21 protein-coding genes, 2 tRNA genes and 1 riboswitch are annotated in these 24,049 nt (G+C 44.7%); of the genes, 16 read left to right on the top strand and 7 right to left on the bottom strand.

The genetic code is table 11. From position 1 onward, the window contains the following. The first annotated feature begins 68 nt into the window (after nucleotides 1–68). The 9 genes from topA (at nucleotide 69) to NE638_RS10175 (ending at nucleotide 10,494) form a co-directional block, all read left to right on the top strand. On the top strand, nucleotides 69–2,141 hold the full coding sequence (gene topA, locus NE638_RS10215) for a type I DNA topoisomerase (protein ID WP_021651815.1): 2,073 nt from the start codon (nucleotides 69–71) through the stop codon (nucleotides 2,139–2,141). Nucleotides 2,142–2,287: 146 nt separating this feature from the next. Beyond that, nucleotides 2,288–3,073 (top strand): GTP-sensing pleiotropic transcriptional regulator CodY, encoded by a 786-nt coding sequence (gene codY, locus NE638_RS10210; RefSeq protein WP_015524350.1) that lies wholly within the window; start codon nucleotides 2,288–2,290, stop codon nucleotides 3,071–3,073. A 297-nt stretch (nucleotides 3,074–3,370) separates the two neighbouring features. Beyond that, nucleotides 3,371–3,655, top strand: coding sequence for a co-chaperone GroES (gene groES / locus NE638_RS10205; protein WP_015524351.1), 285 nt, complete (start codon nucleotides 3,371–3,373; stop codon nucleotides 3,653–3,655). Between the two features lie 47 nt (nucleotides 3,656–3,702). Continuing rightward, a complete protein-coding gene (gene groL, locus NE638_RS10200; RefSeq protein WP_022426640.1) occupies nucleotides 3,703–5,322 on the top strand; it encodes a chaperonin GroEL in 1,620 nt (539 codons plus the stop codon). 113 nt (nucleotides 5,323–5,435) lie between these two features. After that, nucleotides 5,436–5,939: a DUF6106 family protein gene (locus NE638_RS10195; RefSeq protein WP_015524353.1), complete on the top strand. Its 504-nt coding sequence runs from the start codon at nucleotides 5,436–5,438 to the stop codon at nucleotides 5,937–5,939. Between the two features lie 68 nt (nucleotides 5,940–6,007). Then, the gene (gene guaB / locus NE638_RS10190) at nucleotides 6,008–7,462 is read left to right on the top strand and encodes an IMP dehydrogenase (protein ID WP_015524354.1); all 1,455 of its coding nucleotides are present in this window, start codon (nucleotides 6,008–6,010) and stop codon (nucleotides 7,460–7,462) included. Between the two features lie 112 nt (nucleotides 7,463–7,574). Then, the gene (locus NE638_RS10185; protein WP_244094831.1) at nucleotides 7,575–8,291 is read left to right on the top strand and encodes a peptidoglycan recognition protein family protein; all 717 of its coding nucleotides are present in this window, start codon (nucleotides 7,575–7,577) and stop codon (nucleotides 8,289–8,291) included. A gap of 97 nt (nucleotides 8,292–8,388) precedes the next feature. Next, nucleotides 8,389–8,470: riboswitch (ZMP/ZTP riboswitch) on the top strand. 87 nt (nucleotides 8,471–8,557) lie between these two features. Continuing rightward, nucleotides 8,558–9,271 (top strand): IMP cyclohydrolase, encoded by a 714-nt coding sequence (locus tag NE638_RS10180; protein WP_118609036.1) that lies wholly within the window; start codon nucleotides 8,558–8,560, stop codon nucleotides 9,269–9,271. Between the two features lie 38 nt (nucleotides 9,272–9,309). Next, on the top strand, nucleotides 9,310–10,494 hold the full coding sequence (locus NE638_RS10175; RefSeq protein WP_015524356.1) for a phosphoribosylaminoimidazolecarboxamide formyltransferase: 1,185 nt from the start codon (nucleotides 9,310–9,312) through the stop codon (nucleotides 10,492–10,494). A gap of 165 nt (nucleotides 10,495–10,659) precedes the next feature. On the opposite strand, the gene NE638_RS10170 is transcribed toward NE638_RS10175, so the two are convergent. Both NE638_RS10170 and NE638_RS10165 read right to left on the bottom strand, forming a co-directional pair. Next, nucleotides 10,660–10,732: transfer RNA gene (locus NE638_RS10170), tRNA-Gly, on the bottom strand. A gap of 166 nt (nucleotides 10,733–10,898) precedes the next feature. Continuing rightward, nucleotides 10,899–11,588, bottom strand: coding sequence for a lysozyme family protein (locus tag NE638_RS10165; protein ID WP_144093867.1), 690 nt, complete (start codon nucleotides 11,586–11,588; stop codon nucleotides 10,899–10,901). A 162-nt stretch (nucleotides 11,589–11,750) separates the two neighbouring features. Between NE638_RS10165 and NE638_RS10160 the strand changes: the two genes are divergently transcribed. Beyond that, complete coding sequence (locus NE638_RS10160; protein ID WP_092071426.1) at nucleotides 11,751–12,830, top strand: 3D domain-containing protein; 1,080 nt, start codon at nucleotides 11,751–11,753, stop codon at nucleotides 12,828–12,830. Between the two features lie 104 nt (nucleotides 12,831–12,934). Here NE638_RS10160 and NE638_RS10155 read toward each other — a convergent pair. Both NE638_RS10155 and NE638_RS10150 read right to left on the bottom strand, forming a co-directional pair. Then, nucleotides 12,935–13,007: transfer RNA gene (locus tag NE638_RS10155), tRNA-Phe, on the bottom strand. Nucleotides 13,008–13,137: 130 nt separating this feature from the next. After that, entirely contained in the window at nucleotides 13,138–14,322 is a 1,185-nt protein-coding gene (locus NE638_RS10150) for an iron-containing alcohol dehydrogenase (RefSeq protein WP_015524359.1), read from the bottom strand. Between the two features lie 311 nt (nucleotides 14,323–14,633). Here NE638_RS10150 and NE638_RS10145 point away from each other — a divergent pair, with 311 nt between their 5' ends. The 3 genes from NE638_RS10145 to NE638_RS10135 all read left to right on the top strand — a co-directional run bounded on the left by NE638_RS10145 (nucleotide 14,634) and on the right by NE638_RS10135 (nucleotide 17,811). Next, complete coding sequence (locus NE638_RS10145) at nucleotides 14,634–15,536, top strand: NAD(P)/FAD-dependent oxidoreductase (RefSeq protein ID WP_021651805.1); 903 nt, start codon at nucleotides 14,634–14,636, stop codon at nucleotides 15,534–15,536. A 49-nt stretch (nucleotides 15,537–15,585) separates the two neighbouring features. Beyond that, nucleotides 15,586–15,885, top strand: a complete 300-nt coding sequence (gene trxA / locus NE638_RS10140; RefSeq protein WP_021651804.1) for a thioredoxin — start codon at nucleotides 15,586–15,588, stop codon at nucleotides 15,883–15,885. Nucleotides 15,886–15,987: 102 nt separating this feature from the next. After that, complete coding sequence (locus tag NE638_RS10135) at nucleotides 15,988–17,811, top strand: DUF6020 family protein (protein WP_173746138.1); 1,824 nt, start codon at nucleotides 15,988–15,990, stop codon at nucleotides 17,809–17,811. On the opposite strand, the gene NE638_RS10130 is transcribed toward NE638_RS10135, so the two are convergent. Beyond that, on the bottom strand, nucleotides 17,808–18,488 hold the full coding sequence (locus NE638_RS10130) for a Crp/Fnr family transcriptional regulator (RefSeq protein ID WP_173746137.1): 681 nt from the start codon (nucleotides 18,486–18,488) through the stop codon (nucleotides 17,808–17,810). The genes NE638_RS10135 and NE638_RS10130 overlap by 4 nt on opposite strands. Before the next feature lie 376 nt (nucleotides 18,489–18,864). On the opposite strand from NE638_RS10130, the gene NE638_RS10125 reads away from it, so the two are divergent. The 3 genes from NE638_RS10125 (at nucleotide 18,865) to trmL (ending at nucleotide 21,837) form a co-directional block, all read left to right on the top strand. Continuing rightward, nucleotides 18,865–20,550: a B12-binding domain-containing radical SAM protein gene (locus NE638_RS10125; RefSeq protein ID WP_173746136.1), complete on the top strand. Its 1,686-nt coding sequence runs from the start codon at nucleotides 18,865–18,867 to the stop codon at nucleotides 20,548–20,550. 104 nt (nucleotides 20,551–20,654) lie between these two features. Continuing rightward, nucleotides 20,655–21,266, top strand: coding sequence for an AIR synthase-related protein (locus NE638_RS10120; RefSeq protein WP_022426652.1), 612 nt, complete (start codon nucleotides 20,655–20,657; stop codon nucleotides 21,264–21,266). 70 nt (nucleotides 21,267–21,336) lie between these two features. Next, nucleotides 21,337–21,837, top strand: coding sequence for a tRNA (uridine(34)/cytosine(34)/5-carboxymethylaminomethyluridine(34)-2'-O)-methyltransferase TrmL (trmL, locus tag NE638_RS10115; RefSeq protein WP_015524365.1), 501 nt, complete (start codon nucleotides 21,337–21,339; stop codon nucleotides 21,835–21,837). Nucleotides 21,838–21,937: 100 nt separating this feature from the next. Here the strand turns inward: trmL and NE638_RS10110 are convergent, their stop codons facing one another. Together NE638_RS10110 and NE638_RS10105 are read right to left on the bottom strand one after the other, a co-directional pair. Continuing rightward, nucleotides 21,938–23,347 carry a sensor histidine kinase gene (locus NE638_RS10110; protein WP_147603469.1) on the bottom strand — a complete coding sequence of 470 codons (1,410 nt, stop codon included), beginning with the start codon at nucleotides 23,345–23,347 and terminating at the stop codon, nucleotides 21,938–21,940. After that, nucleotides 23,344–24,045, bottom strand: a complete 702-nt coding sequence (locus tag NE638_RS10105) for a response regulator transcription factor (RefSeq protein WP_015524367.1) — start codon at nucleotides 24,043–24,045, stop codon at nucleotides 23,344–23,346. The genes NE638_RS10110 and NE638_RS10105 overlap by 4 nt, the downstream gene beginning before the upstream one ends. Nucleotides 24,046–24,049 lie beyond the last annotated feature (4 nt).

Here is a 24,049-nt window from a genome sequence, read left to right as displayed (position 1 = left end):
TTTGCCCGGAGATTTAGCAGGAGTTTTTAAGCCGGACAGGAAGGCAGAATGAGATTAGGAGAGGTAAAATGGCCAAAAATCTGGTGATAGTAGAGTCACCTGCTAAAATGAAGACAGTAAAGAAATTTCTGGGGGCAAATTATACAGTAGAAGCGTCCAACGGTCATGTGAGGGATTTTCCCAAGAGCCAGTTTGGTATTGACGTGGACAATGATTTTGAACCGAAGTATATTACAATACGGGGAAAAGGTGAGCTTCTTGCAAAACTTCGTAAAGAAGCAAAAAAAGCAGATAAGATCTATCTTGCAACTGACCCTGACCGTGAGGGAGAAGCAATTTCCTGGCATCTGATGCAGGCTTTGAAGACAGATACTGCAAAGATGCACAGGATCACATTTAATGAAGTAACAAAAACAGCAGTTAAGGCGTCCATCAAGCAGGCCAGGGAACTGGACATGAATCTAGTAGATGCACAGCAGGCCAGGCGTATGCTGGATCGTATGGTAGGTTATACCATCAGTCCGCTGCTCTGGGCCAAGGTAAAAAGAGGCTTAAGTGCAGGCCGTGTACAGTCTGTGGCACTGCGTATCATCTGTGACAGAGAAGATGAGATCAATGCATTCATTCCTGAAGAATACTGGAGCCTGGAGGGTGAATTTCAGGTAAAGGGTGAGAAGAAACCGTTGACAGCCAAGTTCTATGGAACAGATAAAAAACTTCCGATCAGAAACCGTCAGGAAATGGATGAGATTCTGAAAAGTCTGGAAGACTGTAAATATGAGATCACAGAAGTAAAAAAAGGTGAGAGGATCAAAAACGCTCCCCTTCCGTTTACCACAAGTACTCTGCAGCAGGAAGCTGCCAAGACACTGAATTTTTCTACGCAGAAGACTATGCGCCTGGCACAGCAGTTATATGAAGGTGTGGATGTAAAAGGCAGTGGTACGGTAGGTCTGATCTCCTATCTGCGTACAGATTCCACTCGAATTTCAGAGGAAGCAGATGCAGCAGCAAGAACTTATATTTCTGAGCAGTATGGTTTGGATTATGTTTCTCAGACAGAGAAGGCGATCAAAAACGGACAGAAGATACAGGATGCTCATGAGGCGATCCGTCCTACAGATATTGCGAGGACACCAGTTCTGGTGAAGGAATCTCTGACCAGGGATCAGTTCCGTTTATATCAGCTGATCTGGAGACGTTTTGCGGCGAGCAGAATGGCACCGGCACGTTATGAGACCACGTCTGTCAAGATCGGAGCAGGTGAGTATGTGTTCACGGTTGCAGCATCCAAGGTTGCCTTTGATGGCTTTATGTCTGTGTACACAGAAGAGGGCGATGACAAAAAGGGCAATGTTTTAAGTCAAAGTCTGGAAAAGGGTATGGAGCTGAAGCTGAAAGAACTGAAGCCGGAGCAGCATTTTACACAGCCGCCGGCACATTACACAGAGGCTTCACTTGTAAAGACTATGGAAGAGCTTGGAATCGGACGTCCAAGTACGTATGCGCCGACCATCACAACGATCATCAGCAGACGCTATGTATCCAAGGAACAGAAAAATCTTTACGTCACAGAGCTTGGAGAGGTTGTTAATAATATTATGAAACAGGCTTTTCCAAGTATTGTGGATGTAAACTTTACAGCAACTATGGAGGGGCTTTTGGACTGCGTGGAAGCAGGTACCGTACAGTGGAAAACGGTTGTACGTAACTTCTATCCGGATCTGAAGCATGATGTGGATGAGGCTGAGAAAGAGCTTGAGAAAGTTGATATACAGGATGAGGTTACGGATGTGATCTGTGACAACTGTGGCCGCAACATGGTGATCAAGTACGGTCCTCATGGAAGATTTCTTGCATGCCCCGGATTTCCGGACTGCCGTAATACAAAACCATATTATGAGAAGATCGGTGTTGCATGTCCGAAGTGCGGCGGCGAAATTGTCATGAAAAAAACGAAAAAAGGCAGAAAATATTACGGATGTGAGAATAATCCGGAATGTGATTTTATGTCCTGGCAGAAACCTTCTGCAAAGAAATGTCCGAAATGTGGTAATTATATGCTCGAAAAGGGAAATAAGCTGGTTTGCAGCCAGGAAACCTGCGGATATGTGGAACAAAAACCAAAAGATGAAGATTGATTGAATAAATGCTTTTCTATTAATTTTCAGAAAATCCCGTTAAAAATAAAAAAAATATAAAAATGTCTTGTAAATTTCCAGAATAACGTGTAATATTAGACTAGAAAAACGATTTCTTTCAAGGTACGAAAGTGAAAGGAGGAAAAATGAGCGTTCAGTTGCTAGATAAAACTAGAAAAATCAATAAGCTTCTGCATAACAGCAGCTCAAGCAAGGTAGTGTTTAACGACATTTGCCAGGTGCTCATGGAAACCTTAAGTTCCAATATCCTGGTACTCAGTAAGAAAGGTAAGGTTCTGGGAGTCAGTATCTGCCCGGGTGTGGATGAGATCACAGAGCTGATCGATGACAAAATCGGCGGACATATCGACCCGTTATTGAATGAGAGATTTCTTGGTGTTCTTTCCACAAAGGAGAATGTCAATCTCCAGACACTTGGCTTTGAGCATGTACCCGGAAATTATCAGGGAATCGTGAATCCGATCGATATTGCAGGTGAGAGACTGGGAACGTTATTCATGTACCGCAATGATCATCCCTATGATATTGAGGATATTATCGTCAGCGAGTATGGTACAACAGTTGTTGGCCTGGAAATGATGCGTGCGGTTCATGACGAGAACGCAGAAGAAGACAGAAAACAGCAGATCGTTAAATCGGCATTCAGTACACTGTCCTTCTCAGAACTTGAGGCGATCATCCATATTTTTGATGAGCTGGATGGGGATGAGGGTATCCTGGTTGCCAGCAAGATCGCTGACCGTGTAGGTATCACCAGATCCGTGATCGTAAATGCACTGCGTAAATTCGAGAGTGCAGGTGTGATCGAATCCCGTTCATCCGGTATGAAGGGAACTTACATTAAAGTTCTTAATGAAGTGATCTTTGATGAGCTTGAAGAGATAAAAGCACAGAGAAGCAAGAAGGCATAATGTGATCAGCACTGTCAGATGCTTGATATAAGATAAAGAACGTGACAAAAGAGACTTCCCGCTAGCGTGGGAGTCTCTTTTTTGTCTGTTTCATAAAATCAAAATAAATAATGAAATTAAGAAAACAAGAGAAAACAAGAGTATAAAAGAGATAAAACCAGAATAATATAGAAAAACCATATCTTAAAAGGGTTGCGAAAATATGTGAAATTCACTAATATAGCCATAGTGATTAGCACTCGTATAAAGCGAGTGCTAGCAGACGAAGACGGAACTTATAAAGGAGGAACATAGATCATGAAGTTAGTACCTTTAGGCGACAGAGTAGTATTAAAACAGGTTGAAGCAGAAGAGACAACAGCATCCGGAATTGTGCTTCCGGGACAGGCACAGGAGAAACCACAGCAGGCAGAGGTTATTGCAGTTGGACCTGGCGGAGTTGTAAACGGGAAAGAAGTAAAAATGGAAGTAGAAGTCGGAAATACTGTTATCTATTCCAAATATGCAGGAACAGAAGTAAAGATGGATGGAACGGATTATATTATTGTAAAGCAGGAAGATATCCTGGCAATCATTAAATAATATAAACATCTTATCGTATATCAATATAAATAGGAGGTCATTTTATCATGGCAAAAGAGATCAAATACGGCGCAGAAGCAAGAGCAGCACTTGAAGCTGGTGTAAATAAACTTGCAGATACAGTAAGAGTAACACTTGGACCGAAAGGAAGAAATGTAGTACTTGACAAATCTTTCGGTGCTCCGCTTATCACAAACGATGGTGTTTCCATTGCAAAAGAGATCGAGCTTGAGGACGGATTCGAGAATATGGGTGCTCAGATCATCAAAGAGGTTGCATCCAAGACAAACGATGTAGCTGGTGATGGTACTACAACAGCGACTGTACTTGCACAGGCAATGGTACATGAGGGAATGAAGAACCTGGCAGCAGGAGCGAACCCGATCATCCTCAGAAAAGGAATGAAAAAAGCAACAGATGTTGCAGTAGAAGCAATCAAGAACATGAGCCAGGCAATCAACGGAAAAGCTCAGATCGCTAATGTAGCCGCAATCTCTGCAAGTGATGAGCAGGTTGGACAGTTGGTTGCAGACGCTATGGAGAAGGTTTCCAAGGATGGTGTTATCACTGTTGAGGAGTCCAAGACCATGCATACAGAGCTTGACCTTGTTGAAGGTATGCAGTTTGACCGTGGATATATTTCCGCATACATGTCTACAGATATGGAGAAGATGGAGGCAACTCTTGATGATCCGTATATTCTGATCACAGATAAGAAGATCAGCAACATCCAGGAGATCCTTCCGCTTCTTGAGCAGGTTGTTCAGGCTGGTGCAAAGCTTCTCATTATTGCAGAAGATGTTGAGGGTGAGGCTCTCACAACCCTGATCGTTAACAAACTGAGAGGAACCTTCCAGGTAGTAGCTGTTAAAGCACCTGGCTATGGTGACAGAAGAAAAGAGATGCTTCAGGATATTGCGATCCTGACAGGCGGACAGGTGATCTCTGACGAGCTCGGTCTTGATCTGAAGGAAGCTAAAATGGAGCAGCTCGGACGTGCAAAATCCGTTAAGGTTGCAAAAGAGAATACAGTTATCGTTGACGGCCTTGGCGATAAAGATGCTATCGCAAAACGTGTTGCTCAGATCCGTGCGCAGATCGAGGAGACAAAATCCGAGTTTGATAAAGAAAAACTTCAGGAAAGACTTGCAAAACTGGCAGGCGGCGTAGCTGTTATCCGTGTAGGTGCTGCTACTGAGACAGAGATGAAGGAAGCAAAGCTTCGTCTTGAGGATGCTCTTGCAGCAACAAGAGCAGCTGTTGAGGAAGGTATCATCGCAGGCGGCGGCTCTGCTTATATCCATGCTTCCAAAGAGGTTGCAAAACTTGCAGCAACACTTGAGGGAGATGAGAAGACAGGTGCTTATGTGATCCTGAAAGCCCTTGAGGCTCCGTTGTTCCACATTGCTGCAAACGCAGGACTGGAAGGCGCTGTTATCATCAACAAGGTAAGAGAGTCTGAGGTAGGTACAGGCTTTGATGCTCTGAATGAGAAATATGTAAACATGGTTGAGAATGGAATCCTTGATCCTGCAAAGGTTACAAGAAGTGCACTTCAGAACGCAACAAGTGTTGCATCTACACTTCTTACAACAGAGGCTGTAGTTTCTACGATCAAAGAGGATACTCCTGCTCCGGCACCAAACCCGGGAATGGGAATGATGTAATTTCAAGCAGGCAGGTAAATAATTTACAAAATGAGAGGGCCTGCGTCATGGACGCGGCTCTCTTTTTGTGTTATAATCAAAAGAAATCAGTAAATTACGAAAGGAAGAAGCAAATGAGTGACTTATATTCAGAACTTCTGGTAAAGAAGAAACAGACAGGGAAGGATCTTGCTATAAAATACGGTCTTATTGCACTGACCGTGATCATGGTTCTGGGAGGTCTGGTGCTGAATGCACTTCTTCTGGTTCCGGCTATCGCTCTTGGTGTTGCATGCTATTTTGTAATTCCGAAAACAGACCTGGAATATGAATATCTGTTTGTTAACGGGGAACTGGATATTGATATGATCATGTCCAAGTCAAAGAGGAAAAGAGTAAAATCACTTCAGCTTGCGGAGGCTGATCTTGTGGCACCTCTGAAATCCCACAGAATGGATTATTACAACGGAAATCAGAAGATGAAAACCATAGACTTTTCTTCAGGTATTGAGGATCATAAGCGCTATGCCATGATCGTAAGAGACAGCGGAGAAACCTGCAAGGTGATCCTGGAGCTGGATGATGAACTTGCCAATACCATGAAAAATTCTGCACCGAGTAAAGTTTTTTTGGATTGACATGAATCTTGTTTTTTGTTACACTAGTTCACAAATTTAAAATATCTTACACAAAGGGAGGAAATGCAATGGGTACTATTATTGGTGAAGGCATTACGTTTGATGATGTCCTGCTGGTTCCGGCTTATTCTAAAGTAATTCCGAATCAGGTTGATGTTTCAACGTATTTAACCAAGAAAGTAAAGCTGAATATCCCCATGATGAGTGCGGGAATGGACACAGTTACAGAGCACAGAATGGCAATTGCTATGGCCAGACAGGGTGGTATCGGTATCATTCACAAGAATATGTCCATTGAGGCACAGGCAGAAGAGGTTGACAAAGTTAAACGTTCTGAGAACGGTGTTATCACCGATCCATTTTATCTTTCAGCAGAGCATACACTGAAGGATGCCAATGATCTGATGGCGAAATACCGTATTTCCGGTGTTCCGATCACAGAAGGCAGAAAACTGGTAGGTATTATCACAAACCGTGATCTTAAATTTGAGACAGATTTCAGCAGAAAGATCAAGGAGTGCATGACTTCAGAAGGACTGATCACAGCTAAGGAAGGAATCACACTTGAGGATGCCAAGAAGATCCTTGCGAAATCCCGTAAGGAGAAATTACCCATTGTAGATGATGACTTTAATTTAAAAGGACTCATTACCATCAAGGATATCGAGAAACAGATCAAGTATCCGCTTGCAGCCAAGGATGCACAGGGAAGACTTCTCTGTGGTGCTGCGGTTGGCATCACAGCAAATGTGCTTGCACGTGTTGATGCGCTTGTGAAGGCTAATGTAGATGTGATCGTAATTGATTCTGCACATGGTCATTCAGAAAACATTTTAAAAGCAGTCCGCGAGATCAAGGCAACATATCCGGAGCTTCAGGTAATCGCAGGTAATGTTGCAACAGGCGAAGCTACCAAGGCTCTGATCGAGGCTGGAGTAGATGCAGTCAAAGTTGGTATCGGACCGGGATCTATCTGTACAACACGTGTTGTTGCAGGTATTGGTGTTCCGCAGGTTACTGCAGTTATGGATTGTTATGAAGTGGCTAACAGCTACGGAATCCCGATCATTGCAGACGGCGGTATCAAATATTCCGGAGATATCACCAAGGCCATCGCAGCAGGTGCCAATGTCTGCATGATGGGAAGCATGTTCGCAGGATGCGATGAGAGCCCGGGAACATTCGAACTTTATCAGGGAAGAAAATATAAAGTATATCGTGGAATGGGATCTATCGCAGCTATGGAGAATGGCAGCAAGGATCGTTATTTCCAGGAGAATGCAAAGAAGCTTGTGCCGGAGGGTGTTGAGGGTCGTGTTGCGTATAAAGGACATGTTGAGGATACCGTATTCCAGCTGATCGGTGGTTTAAGATCCGGTATGGGTTACTGTGGAGCAGAGAACATTGAGAAGCTGAAGACAACAGGCAGATTCATCAAGATTTCAGCTGCATCTCTTAAAGAGTCACATCCACATGACATCCACATCACAAAAGAGGCTCCAAACTACAGTGTAGATGAATAATAAAGGAAAAAAAGGTAAGACCGGTAAAAAGTCACCCAGGCCGTCCCATAGCGGGCGGCCTGTTTCCGTAAAGAAAACTTCCTCCGGGTCTTCCAGAAGAAAAAAGAAGTCTTTGAGAAAAAAGAACCCGATCAAGATCCTGCAGAGGATTGTGCTGATATGTATCATTGTGATCGTTGCTTTTGCTGCGTGTGCGTTAGGATACGCATTTTTTGAGATGCGCATGGAACAGAGTAAAATTCAGTCCGGACAGGAAGAAATATCCGGGAATGCCAGCGGAAATGGCGGACCGGAACAATGGCAGGCAGAAGGAGCACCTTTTATTGATGTGGAGCTTCTGACACCGAATTCCTATTCTAGACCACAGATTTCTATCGAACAGGTAAATTATATAGCCATTCATTATACGGCCAATCCGGGATCTACTGCCGTATCCAATCGGAATTATTTTGAAAATCTTGCGACAACGCAGGACAACAAAGTCAGCAGTCATTTTGTGATAGGGTTGGAGGGAGAAGTGGTACAATGTATTCCCACTTCGGAAATATCCTATGCCACAAATTCCAGAAATGTAGATACCATATCCATTGAATGCTGCCATCCGGATGAAACAGGGCAGTTTAATACAGCAACCTATGATTCGGCGGTAAAGCTGACAGCGTGGCTTTGTACACGCTTTGGACTGACTTCGGATCAGGTGATCCGTCATTATGATGTCACAGGTAAAGACTGTCCGAAGTATTACGTGGAAAATCCCGATGCATGGATCCAGATGAAATCAGACATTGCAGCACAGATCCAGACAGATTATGCATTACAGGGGAAATAAAGTGTTATTGTTTATTTTGTGAGCAACAAGAAGTCTGGAAAAATAATTTCTGAAAATAGGGGCTTGAAAATTAAGAAGAAGTATTGTAGTATAACAGCAGAAGCTGCATGACTGGCGGAAAGTAGGATTACCTACAGGGAGTGCAGTGAAGTGAGAAGCCGACCGCCTGGGCAGCCTGATAAGGGGGTGTCCAGGCGGTTTTTTGTTACCGTTCATATCCTGGGATAAGCCCCGGGCCTTACATTAGACAAGGAGGACTGTGAAAAATGACGACATTTTCACTTGAAAAAGAACTGAAAGAAAATTCCTATCCGGGAAGAGGAATTGTGATCGGACGTTCCGCTGACGGGAAACATGCAGTTACTGCATATTTTATTATGGGAAGAAGCGAGAACAGCAGAAACCGTATTTTTGTTGAGGATGGGGAAGGAATCCGTACACAGGCTTTTGATCCATCCAAGCTTACAGACCCGAGCCTGATCATTTATGCACCGGTACGTGTCCTTGGAAATAAGACCATCGTAACAAACGGTGATCAGACAGATACGATCTATGAGGGAATGGACAGACAGCTCACCTTTGAACAGTCTCTCCGCAGCAGAGAGTTTGAGCCGGATGCGCCGAACTATACACCTCGTATTTCAGGCGTTCTTCATGTTGAAAACGGTAAATTCAATTATGCGATGTCTATTTTAAAGAGCAATAACGGAAATCCGGATTCCTGTCTTCGTTATACATTCGCCTATGAGAATGCGGCAGCAGGGCAGGGACGTTTTATCCATACTTATAAATGCGATGGAAATCCACTTCCAAGTTTCGAGGGAGAGCCGAAGCTGGTAGAGATCCCAAACGATATTGATGAGTTTGCGGATCTCCTCTGGAAGAGCCTGAACCAGGATAATAAAGTTTCTCTCTTTGTTCGCTTTATTGACATTGAGACAGGAAATTATGAATCCAGGATCGTAAACAAGAATAAATAAGAAAATAGGGATATCACAGAGAACGGAGGAGCTTTTTCATGAAAGAATTACAGTTAAAATACGGATGTAACCCAAATCAGAAACCATCAAAGATCTATATGGCAGATGGAAGTGAGCTTCCGATCCAGGTACTCTCCGGAAGACCAGGATACATCAACTTCCTGGATGCCTTTAATGGCTGGCAGCTGGTACGTGACCTTAAGAAAGCAACCGGACTTCCGGCAGCAACTTCATTTAAGCATGTATCTCCGGCAGGTGCTTCCATCGGACTTCCGCTGAATGAGACACTGGCAAAGATCTACTGGGTAGATGATATGGACTGGAAGAATTTTTCCCCGCTTGCATGTGCGTATGCAAGAGCAAGAGGTGCAGATCGTATGTCATCATTTGGTGATTTCATTTCTCTTTCTGATGTCTGCGACAAAGATACCGCGATGCTGATCAAGAGAGAGGTTTCTGATGGTGTGATCGCACCTGGATATACAGAGGAGGCTCTTGAAATTCTGAAGCAGAAGAAAAAAGGCAATTACAATGTGATCCAGATCGATGAAAACTATGTTCCGGAACCTTTGGAGCACAAACAGGTATTTGGAGTCACTTTTGAGCAGGGCCGCCAGGAGCTGGCAATTGATGATGCGCTGATCTCCAATATTGTAACAGAGAATAAAGAGCTTACGGAAGAAGCCAAGAGAGATATGAAGGTTTCTCTGATCATCCTGAAATATACACAGTCCAATTCCGTATGCTTTGTTAAGGACGGACAGGCTATCGGCGTTGGTGCAGGACAGCAGTCCCGTGTACATTGTACACGCCTTGCAGGCCAGAAGGCAGATAACTGGTACCTCCGTCAGTGCCCGAAGGTACTGGAGCTTCCGTTTAAAGACACGATCACACGTGCGGAGAGAGATAATGCCATTGATGTTTACATTGGTGAGGAATATATGGATGTCCTTGCAGATGGTGCATGGGAAAAGACATTCACAGAGAAGCCTGAAGTGTTCACAAAAGAAGAGAAGAGAGCATGGCTGGATGGTCTTACCGGCGTGACACTGGGATCCGATGCATTCTTCCCGTTCAGTGATAATATCGAGCGCGCATATAAGAGCGGTGTAAAATATATTGCAGAGCCGGGTGGATCTGTACGTGATGACGCAGTTATCGATACATGTAATAAGTATGGAATGGTGATGGCATTTACAGGAATCCGCCTTTTCCACCACTAAAAGATGCATGCCTTGGCCATGATATGCAGTTGAAATAAAAGATAAAAAATATAAAGTCCCGAATCTGGATTTCTGGAAAAAAGAGATCAGACCCGGGACTTTTTGATCGAAAAAGGATAGTTTTAAAAATAAAAAAAGAACTCTGAAAAACTCAGAGTTCTGAAGAGCGATAGACGGGGCTCGAACCCGCGGTCTCGACCTTGGCAAGGTCGCGCGTTACCAACTACGCCACTATCGCATATGCATTATCGCTTCACGTATTTCCCTCAGCGACAAGACATATATTAGCATAGATTTTATATTCTGTCAAATGTTTTTTGGAATTTTTTTGAAATTATATACAACATATAAAGTTTATTCCAGACATCTGAAATAGAACTTGTATATGACAATATTTCGGTGGTTTATGAGTTATTGTCTAAGTGGTAATAGCGCAAAACATGATCCGGATAGTATTGGTCACCATAGTCCCATGGACCGGCAGGATCATGAAGGGGATCATCTTCATCACGTTGTGTGTTGCCGCTTGCCATCTGAGCAAAGGCCTGAGCACTTTGGGCCGTCCACACAGTCTGACCGTTTTCTTCCAGATAAGCAAAATAGGAATCGGCTCCGAAATTGTATGCCTGCAGAGCCAGACGGATCTTGGAAAGATCAGTCGGACCGGTACAGCCGGCTTTATCCAGAGCATATTTCAGCTCCTGGATGCCACAGGAAATAGAGTAAGAAGGATCTGTGATACCATTGGGCTGCTGCGGATATCTGGTGTTGTAGGCTCCTTCTGAAGACTGCATGGGATCAGTACCCTGCCCGGAGCTTTCCTGCATCATCACAGCCAGAATCAGGTCTACATAGTCGGACATATCATATTGTGCGGCTTCGCTGGAAACCTCATCGCGATAAGCTTCACAGGCTGCATTGATCTGATGGGCTTCCTCCTGCCTGCCGGAAAATTTGGAAAAACGCAGAAGGATACAGCCCACGATCAGCAGAAAAAGACATGTCAGAAAGATCTTCTGCCTTCGCACCTGCTGTACACGGAGTCTGTGGCGCTGTTTTTTAGTAAGGGTTGGTTTCTTGTGTTTTATATTCATATAAGTATTGTATCCGTTACGGATAGATTTGACCAGTTAAAAAATATGATCTTTTTGTTAAAAATTTCTGAAGACTGTCCTGTGAAATTGCAAAATATGATCTGATATGCTATGATAGTCGGGACAAACCGTAGAATGCCGGAAGAAAGGAGGCAAGATTTCATGCGAAAAAAGCTTCTGGCAGTTATTTTATGTGCTTCTATGCTTTTCCCTGCATCAGTATCAGCAGAGGTACTGGGATATGAAGCAACACTGGATACATATACAAAGGAGAAAAAAACACCTCAGCAGTTTCAGATCGATGATGGGGCGGGAAATACAGTAAATGTTTTGGCGAAGAGTGATACGCTTTATGTTACAGCGAAAAATACGGAAATCCGGTCCAATCCGGGAGACAGTGGTACAGAGCTGCGTTCTGTGATCCTGGGAACGAAGCTTGAAAGAGTTGCAGTCTGTGACAATGGCTGGAGCAAGGTGACCTTCCAAAAGAAAGGTGAGGACAAGATCATCGGTTATGTTTCGGACAGCGTGCTCAGTGATACGGAGATCGTAAATAAATTTACAGATACAGTTACAGCGGCACAGGACAGTGATATCCTGGATTATCCCGGCAAGAAGGACGGAGAGGTTGTAGGAGAGGTCCTTCAGGATGATGAGCTGAAAAGAACAGGTACGGTAGATGCTATCTGGAGCAGGATCGTTTACACAGATGACAGTGGTTCAGATCACGTCGGCTATATTCCGACCAGCTGTCTGGAAGGTTATCAGGCTACGGAAGTGGCCAAGGCAGAGCAGGAAAAGAATACAAAAGCAGGATCCCTTACTAAGAGTTCCGGGGAGGGCGTTTTTGCGGATGCGGTGGATGGTGTAACTTCCACAGGTGGTTCCGGAAGTACCGCAGCTGGCGTACAGATCGGAACGCCGGTATCAGTATCTTCGGACGCGACACTGAAACCACTGGGAACATTCCGGATCACGCATTATTGTCCGTGCAGCATCTGCTGCGGACCATGGGCGAATGGAATTACTTCCACAGGAGTAACGGCCACTACCAACCGTACGATCGCAGTGGATCCGAGTCAGATCCCATACGGTTCCAAAGTAGTGATCAATGGACAGGTTTATGTTGCAGAGGACTGTGGAGGAGCGATCCGGACCAATTGCATTGATGTATATGTGGCAACACACTCCGAAGCAGAGCAGAAGGGCGTGTTTTATACAGAAGTATATTTGCTTCAGTGATCAGAAAAAGACTGCTGTAGATTCCACAAGGGATTTGCAGCAGTTTTTTGTATAAAAAAACTCTGACCAGCAGAGGCTATTCTGCGATCAGAGTAAAAAAATAATGCCCAGAGCCGGAATCGAACCAGCGACACGAGGATTTTCAGTCCTCTGCTCTACCAACTGAGCTATCTGGGCATGTCTCTTTTGAGTACTTTGTTACTTTAACACATTTATGTAGAGAATGCAAGGAAAAAATAAAAAAAGCAGATGTTTTTCTGAAAAATCTGATTTTCAAAAAAACATCTGCAATATTATGGCTACAGATTTATCTGGCAGCAAGATAGATTTTTTCCATATCTTTCATGTTAAGCTGTTTGAACACACCGATGGTACGGGTGTCTTCAAAGCTGCATTTAAACGCCAGATCATGGATCTCCTTTTCTGTAAGATCAAGACCAAGCTCATGAAGGCTGGTAGGCATCTGGATGGAACGGAAATAATCTTCCATGGCTTCTATGCCGGCAAGAGCAGTTTTGTTGAAGTCGGTACTGCAGGGAATGTCAAAGATATTGACTGCAAACTGGGCAAAGCGTTCCGGATTTGCATCATAAACGTAACGTGCCCAGCTTCCCCACAAAGCGGCAAGACCGGCTCCGTGAGCCACATCGTAGGTGCCGCCCAGTTCATGCTCCAGCTGGTGACAGGCCCAGTCACCACCGCCGGTTCCGCAGCCGGTAAGTCCATTGTGGGAAAGACTGCCGGCCCACATGATCTCTGCCCGTGCAGTATAATTATCCGTCTCCTTCATCAGGATCCGGGAGTTATAGATCACGGTCTGCATCAGAGATTCGCTGATACTGTCGGTGATCTCCATGGTTTCGATATTTACAAAGTACCGTTCCATAGTATGCATCAGGATATCCACACAGCCGCTTTCGGTCTGATATTGCGGCAGGGTATAGGTGAGGCGGGGATTTAAAATAGCAAAACGTGGGCGGCACAGATCGTTGCGGGCACTACTCCGTTTCAGCCAGCCCTCTTCATTGGTGATCACACAGGATCCGCTCATTTCACTTCCGGAAGCTGCGATCGTCAGGATAACGCCTACAGGAAGACAGGCTTTTGGGGTTTCGGTGCGGAGAAAAAAGTTCCATACATCTGTATCCGGATTGGCAAGTCCATAGCCGATGGCCTTGCAGGAATCAATAACGCTGCCACCGCCAACAGCCAAAAGAAAATCAACCTGTTCTTTGCGGCAAAGCTCAATACCCTCACGTACCTTGGAGAGACGGGGATTGGGAACCACACCGCCAAGAGTGACATAGGAAATTCCAGCTTCATCCAGAGAAGATCGGATCTCATCAATCAGACCGGAGCTTACTGCACTGTGGCTGCCATAATGGATCAGTACTTTGCTGCAGTTCTGCTCTTTTAGAACAGTGCCGATCTTAAGGTGTGTATCTTTTCCGAAAATAACCCGGGTAGGGGTAAAATATTCAAAATTTCTCATAGAGATTAGGCTCCTTTTTATGATTCATGATCTATTGATAAATATAAGGAATCTGTTTCCTTACAGGTCAAGCAGATATTTATGATCCCGCAGGGGTATCATCTTGATTCATTTAATTGGTTAAAGTCGTTATAATAATAGCATAGAAGAGAAACAGACGCAAATAAAAGCTATTGAAAAAAAGGTGTAATTTTGGGGGAATGTGATATAATGACTTCTGTGAGGGAAAAGTGACCTGATCACAGAAACAGACCAATGCGAAGCGTATATTATAGAACAGATCCAAACGAAGAAGAAAGCAGGTGCCTGAAATGGAGAATATCATTATCATAGGAGCAGGTCCGGCCGGGATCTCGGCAGCACTTTATGCGGCAAGAGGAAATATGGATCCGCTGATCATAAATACAGGGATCGGTTCACTGGAAAAAGCGGAGAAGATCGAGAACTATTACGGACTGGAGCAGCCGCTGTCCGGCAGAGAGCTTTTCGAAAGAGGTCTTGCCCAGGCAAGAGCACTTGGAGTACGGATCCTGGATGCCCAGGTTGTGGGAATGGGTGGTTTTGATACTTTTGAGGTGAAAACTACCGCAGGAGATTTTGAGGCACGCAGCGTGATCCTGGCAACCGGAAGCAGGAGAGCTTCTGCCAGGATTCCGGGAGTAAAGGAATTTGAGGGAAAAGGTGTCAGCTACTGCGCAGTATGTGACGCATTTTTTTACAGAGGAAAAGAAGTGGCAGTGCTTGGAAACAGTGATTTTGCTCTTCATGAAGCAGAAGAACTTTCTCATACCGCTTCCCGTGTGACGATCTTTACAGATGGAAAGAAACCGGAATTTTCAAGAGAAAATCCGCTTCCGGTTAACACCATGAAGATCCAGGCGATCGAAGGAGATGAGCGTGTTTCCGGCATCCGCCTGAAAAGTGATGTGTCCATGCAGGAAGCAGGTACCGGAGCAGATTCTTTTGTGCCGGCAGAGGGAGTCTTTGTAGCACTTGGTACAGCCGGAAGCTCGGAGATGGCCCGCCAGATCGGAGCGGAACTGAATGAAAAAGGAAATATCCGGGTCAATGAAGAGATGGAGACTACAGTTCCGGGACTGTATGCAGCAGGTGATTGCACCGGTGGACTTCTCCAGGTGGCAAAAGCTGTTCATGACGGTGCCCAGGCAGGACTTTCCGCCTGTCAGTATGTGCGGAAGCTTCTGAAGGCGTAAGCATAAGCTGATACTAAAAATAAATACAGGATCAAGGAGGAATTTTATCATGGCAAAAGTTTTTACAACAGACAATTTTGAAACTGAGGTATTAAAGGCAGAAAAGCCGGTACTGGTAGATTTTTGGGCAACCTGGTGCGGACCATGCAGACGTCAGGCTCCGGTCGTGGAAGAGCTTGCAGAAGCCGGATATGAGGTTGGCAAGGTTGACGTAGACAAAGAGCCATCACTGGCACAGCAGTACAAGATCATGAGTATCCCCACACTGCTGGTATTCAAAGAAGGAAAAGAGACCGCACGTTTTGTGGGACTGACATCAAAGACAGAGCTTGAGGCAGCGCTTCAGTAACCAAAACAGAAAACAGAAAAAACAGATACAGCTCTGGGAACCGAAACGGTTTCCGGAGCATTGTTGGTTTACTGAAAATTTTAGACAAGGGTTAATAAAAATATGGATGAGAAAATAATAAAAAAGAATGCAGTGCCTGTGATCGCGGCAATGATCACAGCGCTGGCCTTTTCTTTTACGGGCCTTCCAATGGATGGAAATACTTCTGCAAAAAAAATGAGCGATGTTTATAATGGATTGGGATGCATGAGCTTGCTTGCATGGATCCTGCTTCTTATTTTATACGTGAAAGGATGGGAGGGCTATCGGAAATACAGAAACTGGCAGGCACATGTTTTGGCAGTGATCTTTTCGGCGGGAATGCTTCTTGGAACTTCTTATTTTACAAATGGAAGCTGGGATTTTCTGTTTGGCGCAAAGAAACAGATCCTGATCTCAGCCGGATGCTTTATAGGATTTTATATTATCTGTGATATGGGAATCACTTATTTCTGGAGGATTCCTGAGATGGAGTTTTTCCGAAAGGCCTGCGGGCGTATCCCGGCCAGAGAGGAAGAAGTAATGTGGTTCCGCCTGGCAAAGATATCTATGATCATTGGATGGACACCGTTTATCCTGGCATTTCTCCCAGGTTCGATCCCGGCAGATGGATTTCGGCAGCTGGATGTATTTTTGGGAGCTATGCCGCTGGACAATCATCATCCATGGGTCCTGTCGATGATCATGGGTGGACTGCTGACACTTGGAAAAACTATCTGGTGTTATAATTTTGGAGTATTTTTGATCGTCATTGTGTTTACTTCTGTGGAAATCTGGTGTTACAGTGCGGTAGTCCGCTATCTGTACAGATGGAAGGCTCCAAAATGGATACTTTTTGGTACTGTTCTGCTGTTTGCATTTGTTCCCATATTTGGAAGCTATGCCCAGGCAGTGATCAAAGACGGATTGTATACGGCAGTCATTACTTTGTATTTTGCAGTGTATATAGATATTTGTCATTCCTTTTCCAAGAGAAAGGCAGTATATTTATTTCTTCTGGGAATCAGTGTTTGTCTTACCCGAAATAATGGCATTCATCTAGTCCTGCCTTCTTTGATCCTTTTGTTTTTCTTCCTGGTAAAGGGCGCGAGGAAATATGCATTTATTGTGGCTGTCTGTGTTTTTGCCTGCTATCTGGGCGTAGAAAAGGGGGCAGCACCTGCCCTTGGCGTGGCACCTGGATCCCGATGTGAAATGCTTTCGGTACCGTTTCAGCAGACTGCCCGATATCTGAGAGAATATCCGGATGATGTAACCGCAAGTGAGAAGAAAGCGATAAACAGGATCCTGGATTATGATGTTCTTGCCGAGAAGTATAATCCGGAACTGTCGGATCCCGTGAAAATCACATTCAGGTTCAGAGATGATGATAATGATCCTAAATTGGATGGATACATGAAAGATTATTTTAAAGCCTGGTTTGCCATGTTCCGTCGTCATCCGGGAGTATATGTCCAGGCGACATTGAATAACACCTACAGCTATAATGATCCGTTCCATATGGGAAGAGGACAGCAGGGCGTGTACCGGTTTTACATAGATAAACTGTATCAGAAAAAATCCGGGATCGATGTCAGCTATGTGGGCCCAAAAAAGATCCAGTATCTATTCAGGCTTTATGATGAATTATGGATGCGTGCACCTGGGCTGGGACTTATCTTAAGTGCAGGAACGTATACCTGGCTTACTCTGTTGCTGATGGGGTATCTTCTGGTGAAGAAGCAATGGAAAAAACTCCTGATCTTTGCCATACCGGTGCTGAATATACTGATATGTCTTGTGTCTCCTGTAAATGGGATGATCCGTTATATGTGGCCGGTAATGACTATTATGCCGATGCTGTTCTGGTGGATCCTGCAGCCGGCACCTAAAACATCTTCAAATTAAAAAGTATTCATCATTTCATAAAGACGTCTTTTATCCAGAATGCGGATCGATCCCCGTGAGATCTGGATAGAGCCGTCTTTATTCATTTTTTTAAGGCTGCGGCTGACAGCTTCTCTGGCACTTCCGATGGAGCGGGCGATGGCTTCCTGTGTGAGAGCGAGCTCATCGGAACCGGTATCTGCAGCTTCATCCAGAAGAAAGGCTGCGATTCTCTGAGTCAGAGTCATAAAAAATGTCCGTTCGATTCCTGCGATCACATCTGAGAAATGTTCAGTTGTCCGTTTGTAGATGAAATTTTCCAGATAGATATTGTTTTTCATCAGCCGGGAAAAAGGAACTGCCGGAAGCAGAAGCAGATCACAGTCTGTTTCTGCATCGATCTGTACATCAAATGTAATGGCAGAAAGCATGCAGGAGGCGGAAAGAGTGCAGATGTCACTGTCCCTTAAACGGTACAGGGTTGCCTCTTTTCCCTGAGCGGACAGTAGATAAACACGGATAACTCCCTTCAGAAGAAAAAGAGTTCCCAGGCACTGGCGCTCTTCAGACTGTACGGCAGCACCTGCCGGGTAATGAAGCTCGCGAATGTTATCAAGAAGAAAATTCCGATCTTCTTCCGTCATATGTTCCCAGAAGGGAAACGCCTGAAAATAATTCAGACAGCTGTTTCGATCCATAAAAAGATTACTCCTTTATAAAAATATATAGTACTCATTTTAACGCTGTTTGGATGGAAATACAACAAAAACGGCATTTTTGCGGCAGGAGGGAAATCCCTGTTTGTTACTGTTCACTCCGTTCTCAGCAACACGCTTCGCGATGCACAGAATTTATGCTGATCGCATAAATTCGCGCGGTATGTCTCGGGTTTTCTGTGACCTTCGCTCACAAAAAACACCTCGCGGAATATTACCAGTGAACAGTAACCCCTGTTTTTCTATTTACATCCGGTGGCGGGAACGTTATAATCATAAAGCGAAAAGGATCAACAGAGAAATAATGAAAACTGCCGGGGAAAGAAATTATCCGACAGAAGTTAGGAGAATATAAAATTTGAAAATCTTACTTGCAGCATGCAATGCAAAATATATCCATTCCAATCTTGCGGTATATAACCTGAAATCCTGTTCCGGAGAATACAGCTCCAGGGTTGTGGTCAAAGAGTATACGATCAATCAGATCAGGGATGACATTTTAAAAGATATTTATCTGGAGCAACCGGATGTGGTCTGCTTTTCCTGCTATATCTGGAATATTTCTTTTGTCAGGGAGCTGGTGCCGGATCTTAAGAAAATCCTTCCACAGGTGGAGTTTTGGGCAGGAGGCCCGGAGGTATCCTACGATGCGGTGGAATTTCTGAAAAAGAATCCTGCGTTTTTTGGAGTGATGGTGGGAGAAGGAGAGGAAACCTTCCATGAACTGGCAGGTTATTATATAGAAAGAAAACCGGAAACTTTGAGCGGGATCCGCGGAGTGGCTTTTCGTGATGAAAACAAAGGCAGGGATATTGTACACACGGGCTGGCGGGAATTGATGGATTTAAGTAAAGTTCCGTTTGCATACAGCAATCTTACAGAGTTTAAAAACCGCATTATTTATTATGAGAGCAGCAGGGGATGCCCCTTTTCCTGCAGTTACTGCCTTTCTTCCATAGATAAGAAGCTTCGGTTCCGTGATATTGAGCTTGTAAAAAAGGAATTGCAGTTTTTTATTGATAATAAAGTTCCTCAGGTCAAATTTGTGGATCGTACCTTCAACTGCAAGCATGACCATGCCATGGAGATCTGGAGGTATATTACGGAGAATGATAACGGGATCACCAATTTTCATTTTGAGATTTCAGCAGATCTTCTCCGTTCGGAGGAGCTGGCGCTGATGAAAACCATGCGTCCGGGCCTGATCCAGCTGGAGATTGGTGTACAGTCTACCAATCCTCAGACTATCAAAGCCATTCGGAGAACCATGGATTTTGAAAAGCTGAAAGGGATTGTAGAGCAGATCCACAGCTTTGGAAATATCCACCAGCATCTGGATCTGATCGCAGGACTTCCCTATGAGGGATATGACAGCTTCCATAAGTCCTTCTGTGATGTTTACGCACTGCGTCCGGAACAGTTTCAGCTTGGTTTCCTGAAGGTGCTGAAGGGTTCACACATGATGGAAATGACAGGGGAATATCAGATTCTTTACAAGGATCGGGAACCCTATGAGGTACTTTCCACAGCCTGGATGACCTACGGGGAGATTTTAAGGCTGAAAATGGTGGAAAGTATGGTGGAAGTGTATTATAATAGTGGGCAGTTCAAAAATACCCTTGTATTTCTGGAGAAGTATTTTGACGATCCTTTCCGGATGTATGAGGCACTTGGCAGATTTTATGAGAAAAAAGGATACTCGGAGATCTCTCATTCCAGGATGAGGCGCTATGAGATCCTTATGGAGTTTGCCGGAGAACAGAAAGAGATCCCGTCGGAAGCACTTTCCGATGTAATGCTCCTGGATCTTTATCTTCGAGAGAATTTAAAGAGCAGGCCATCCTTTGCTTCAGACCAGAAGCCGTATGAGCGGCTGATCTGGGATTACCGGAAAGCGAAAAAAATCCCGAAAACCGCCCATATCGAGGTGTTCCGGGATGGAAAGAAGCTTCTTTTTGATTATACAGACAGGGATCCTTTGACCAACAATGCGCAATTAACGGATATTACAGATGAGGTGAATGATAATTATGGGAATGTTTGATCCGAAAAAAAGAAAAGTGATCACAGCGATCATCGCAGTTATTCTGGTACTGGCAATGGTAGTTCCGACAGTGCTTTCGCTTATCCTTTATTAAGGCGGCAGTTATGAAACTTGGAAAAAAAGCACTGGAGGCGCTTCAGGCAGAGATAGACGGACGGCTTATGCCGGGAGACGAGCTGATCGTGGCAGGCCCTGTGGCAGCAGAAGGAACTGCATGGATCACAAAGAATTATTATGACAGGCTGCGGGAGTTTTTTGCAGAACGGTTTCTCGAGGATGCTGTAAAGCTTCCTGAGGTTTACGGAACAGGAACAGAGAATGATAAAATTTGGAAAATGGCGGAAGAATCCGGAGCCAGTGCCCGATATCGGATGGGAGAAGGCGGCTTTCTTGCTGCCCTCTGGAAAATGGCGGAGGCATCCGGAGTAGGTCTTAGTGCAGATCTTCGAAGTGTGCCCATCCGACAGGAAACCATAGAGATCTGTGAGATCTTTGATGTGAATCCGTACAAGCTGCTTTCCGGCGGAAGTATTCTTATGGGAATCCATGGCGGTGATGCGTTTGTGCAGCAGTTGCGGCGAGAGGGGATCATGGCAGCAGTGATCGGGCAGACCGATTCCGGAAATAACAGGCTTCTTTACAGCGGCGGAAATGCCAGATATCTGGAACGCCCGGCAGAAGATGAGACCAAAAAGCTTGGCTTTTTGATCTCATGAGCAAGCAGCGAAGCGGATTGCGAATGCATATTTTGTATATTTAATGCTATGTAGAAAAGAGGAAAAATAAATGGGAGTTTTGAATATTGTGCTCCATGAGCCGGAAATTCCGGCAAATACAGGAAATATCGGCAGAACCTGTGTGGCAACAGGAACCAGGCTGCATCTGATCGAACCGCTTGGTTTTCGCCTGAATGAAAAGGCCATCAAGCGTGCAGGTATGGATTATTGGGAACATCTGGATGTGACCAGATATCTGGACTATGAGGATTTTCTCAAAAAGAATCCGGGAGCAAAGATTTATTACGCAACCACCAAGGCACCTCAGACTTATACAGATGTGCAGTATGAGGATGACTGTTTCATTATGTTTGGCAAGGAGAGTGCGGGAATCCCGGAGGATATCCTGGTAAACAATCAGGAAACCTGCGTGCGGATCCCGATGATCGGAGATATCCGTTCCCTGAATTTAAGCAATTCAGTTGCCATTGTGCTTTATGAGGCGCTGCGACAGCATAATTTTACGCATATGAATCTGGAAGGCCATCTGAGAAATTACGATTGGAAATAAGCCTGCAAAGAGTAAATAAAAACCTCTGATCTGGAAATACTGTAGGAGATATTGAGAGATATTTCTTTTACAGCCTTCCGGATCAGAGGTTTTTGATGTTTTATTTTGCTTTTTCCAGTGTAAAGATAAATTCTGTTCCAACACCTACGGTGCTGATCACATTGATATTCTGCTTATGAGCGTTGATGATCTCTTTTACAATGGCAAGGCCAAGCCCGGTACCCTTGCGGTCTTTTCCACGGGAGACATCGATCTTATAGAAACGATCCCAGATTCTGGAAAGACTTTCCTTTGGAATTCCGCTTCCATGGTCTTTGACTGAGACAAAAACCTTTCCATGATTGACTGTGGTTTCCAGTGTGATAGAAGAATTGTCGCTGCTGAATTTTACCGCATTGTCCAATAAATTGTATAGTACCTGCTGGATCTGTTCCATATCTGCACGGACAAAAAGCTCTTTTCCCGCAAGGAGGAGCTCCAGACGGATGTTTCGTTCCGAACAGGTTCCCTCAAAGGTGGCGGCTGTGGTACGGATCGTTTCATTGATATCAAAACGCCGCATATGCATCATACGCTTTTTGACATCCAGTTCGTTTAAGGTAAGGAGACTTCGGGTAAGCTTTTCCAGACGGGTGGATTCAAAAGCAATGACTTTCAGATAACGTTCCTGCATTTCCGGTGGGATGGTACCGTCCAGCATGGCTTCCACATAGCCTTTGATGGAGGTCAGAGGCGAGCGGAAATCATGGGACACATTGGAAATGAATTGTCGTTGATACTCTCCGTTTTTGTTCAGCTTGTCTGCCATGTAATTCAGGGAGTGGGAAAGATATCCCATCTCATCTTCAGAATCTACGGGGATCGTGTAGGTAAGATTTCCGTTGGCAAATTCCAGGGCACCCTTTAAGATTTCTTTCAGAGGTTTGTGGACCCTGTAAAAATAGATCAGAAGAAAACTGAAAAACAGTGCATAGATCACAATAAAGATCAGGATCATAACCTCTACGATATTGCTGCGGCTTTCGTAGAGGTTTTTCATAGGGTAGTGGATCACCAGATAACCAGTCACCAGATCCGTATCTTTTATGGGAACGACTGTGCTTAGCTGTGTGGTTTTTAATGTCCCGTAAAACGTACCGGAGGAATAGCAGGTATCTTCGTAATCTTCCGGTCGGAAGTTCCTGACGGTGATATCACCGGAATCAGAGGACTGCTGGTTTGTGTTTATCAGAACGTTCCCATCTGTATCCATAACCCAGAAATCTGCATTTTGAAAGGCTGCTGCAGAGGAAAGAGCCAGGGTGAGGGATTCGTTTTTGGGGCTTTTTACAGCCTGACGAAGTTCATTTTTGGAAACCAGCTGGCTGGCAGTGCGGTAAAGGGACTCTCCGGTAGAGCGCTCCAGCCTTTTTTCTACCAGGTAGGAGCCACCGGAGGAAAGCAGCAGAAAGCAGATTCCGCCCAGCATAAAGTACAGGATCAGCAGTTTAGTATAAAGATGCTGTTTCATGAATCCTTTACCTCAAATTTGTAACCGATCCCCCAGACTGTGGAAAGAGCCCAGTTTGGATTATCCTTGATCTTTTCACGGAGACGTTTGATGTGAACGTCTACGGTTCTGGTATCGCCAATGTATTCATAGCCCCAGATGTGATCCAGAAGCTGTTCTCTTGTGAAAACCTGATTGGGAGAAGCTGCCAGGAAATAGAGAAGCTCCAGCTCCTTTGGCGGCATATCGATCTGGTGTCCCATATAAGTTACAGAATAGTTGGTCAGGTTGATCACCAGATCCGGATAGGAAACACATTTTTCCTTTGGCGCGGCAGACGGAGATTTTACATGAAATCTGCGCAGTACCGCACGGACACGTGCCACCAGCTCTTTGGAGTCAAAAGGCTTGATGATGTAATCATCCGCTCCAAGTTCCAGTCCCAGGACTTTGTCAAAGGTTTCTCCCTTGGCGGAAAGCATAATGATCGGTACATCGGAGGTGTGACGGATCTCACGGCATACCTGGTATCCGTCAATGCCCGGAAGCATGAGATCCAGAAGGATCAGATCCGGGTGAAAAATATGGAACTGCTTCAGGGCTTCCTCGCCGTCATTTACGATCTTAGTCTCAAAGCATTCTTTTGTGAGATAGAGAGCAACCAGCTCTGCAATGTTGTTGTCATCGTCAACAATGAGGATTTTCTGTTTTGTAGCCATGGCT

The organism is Blautia sp. MSK.18.38, assembly GCF_024460535.1.
GTDB lineage: Bacteria > Bacillota > Clostridia > Lachnospirales > Lachnospiraceae > Blautia_A > Blautia_A fusiformis.
This window is presented reverse-complemented; position numbering and strand designations above follow the sequence as displayed.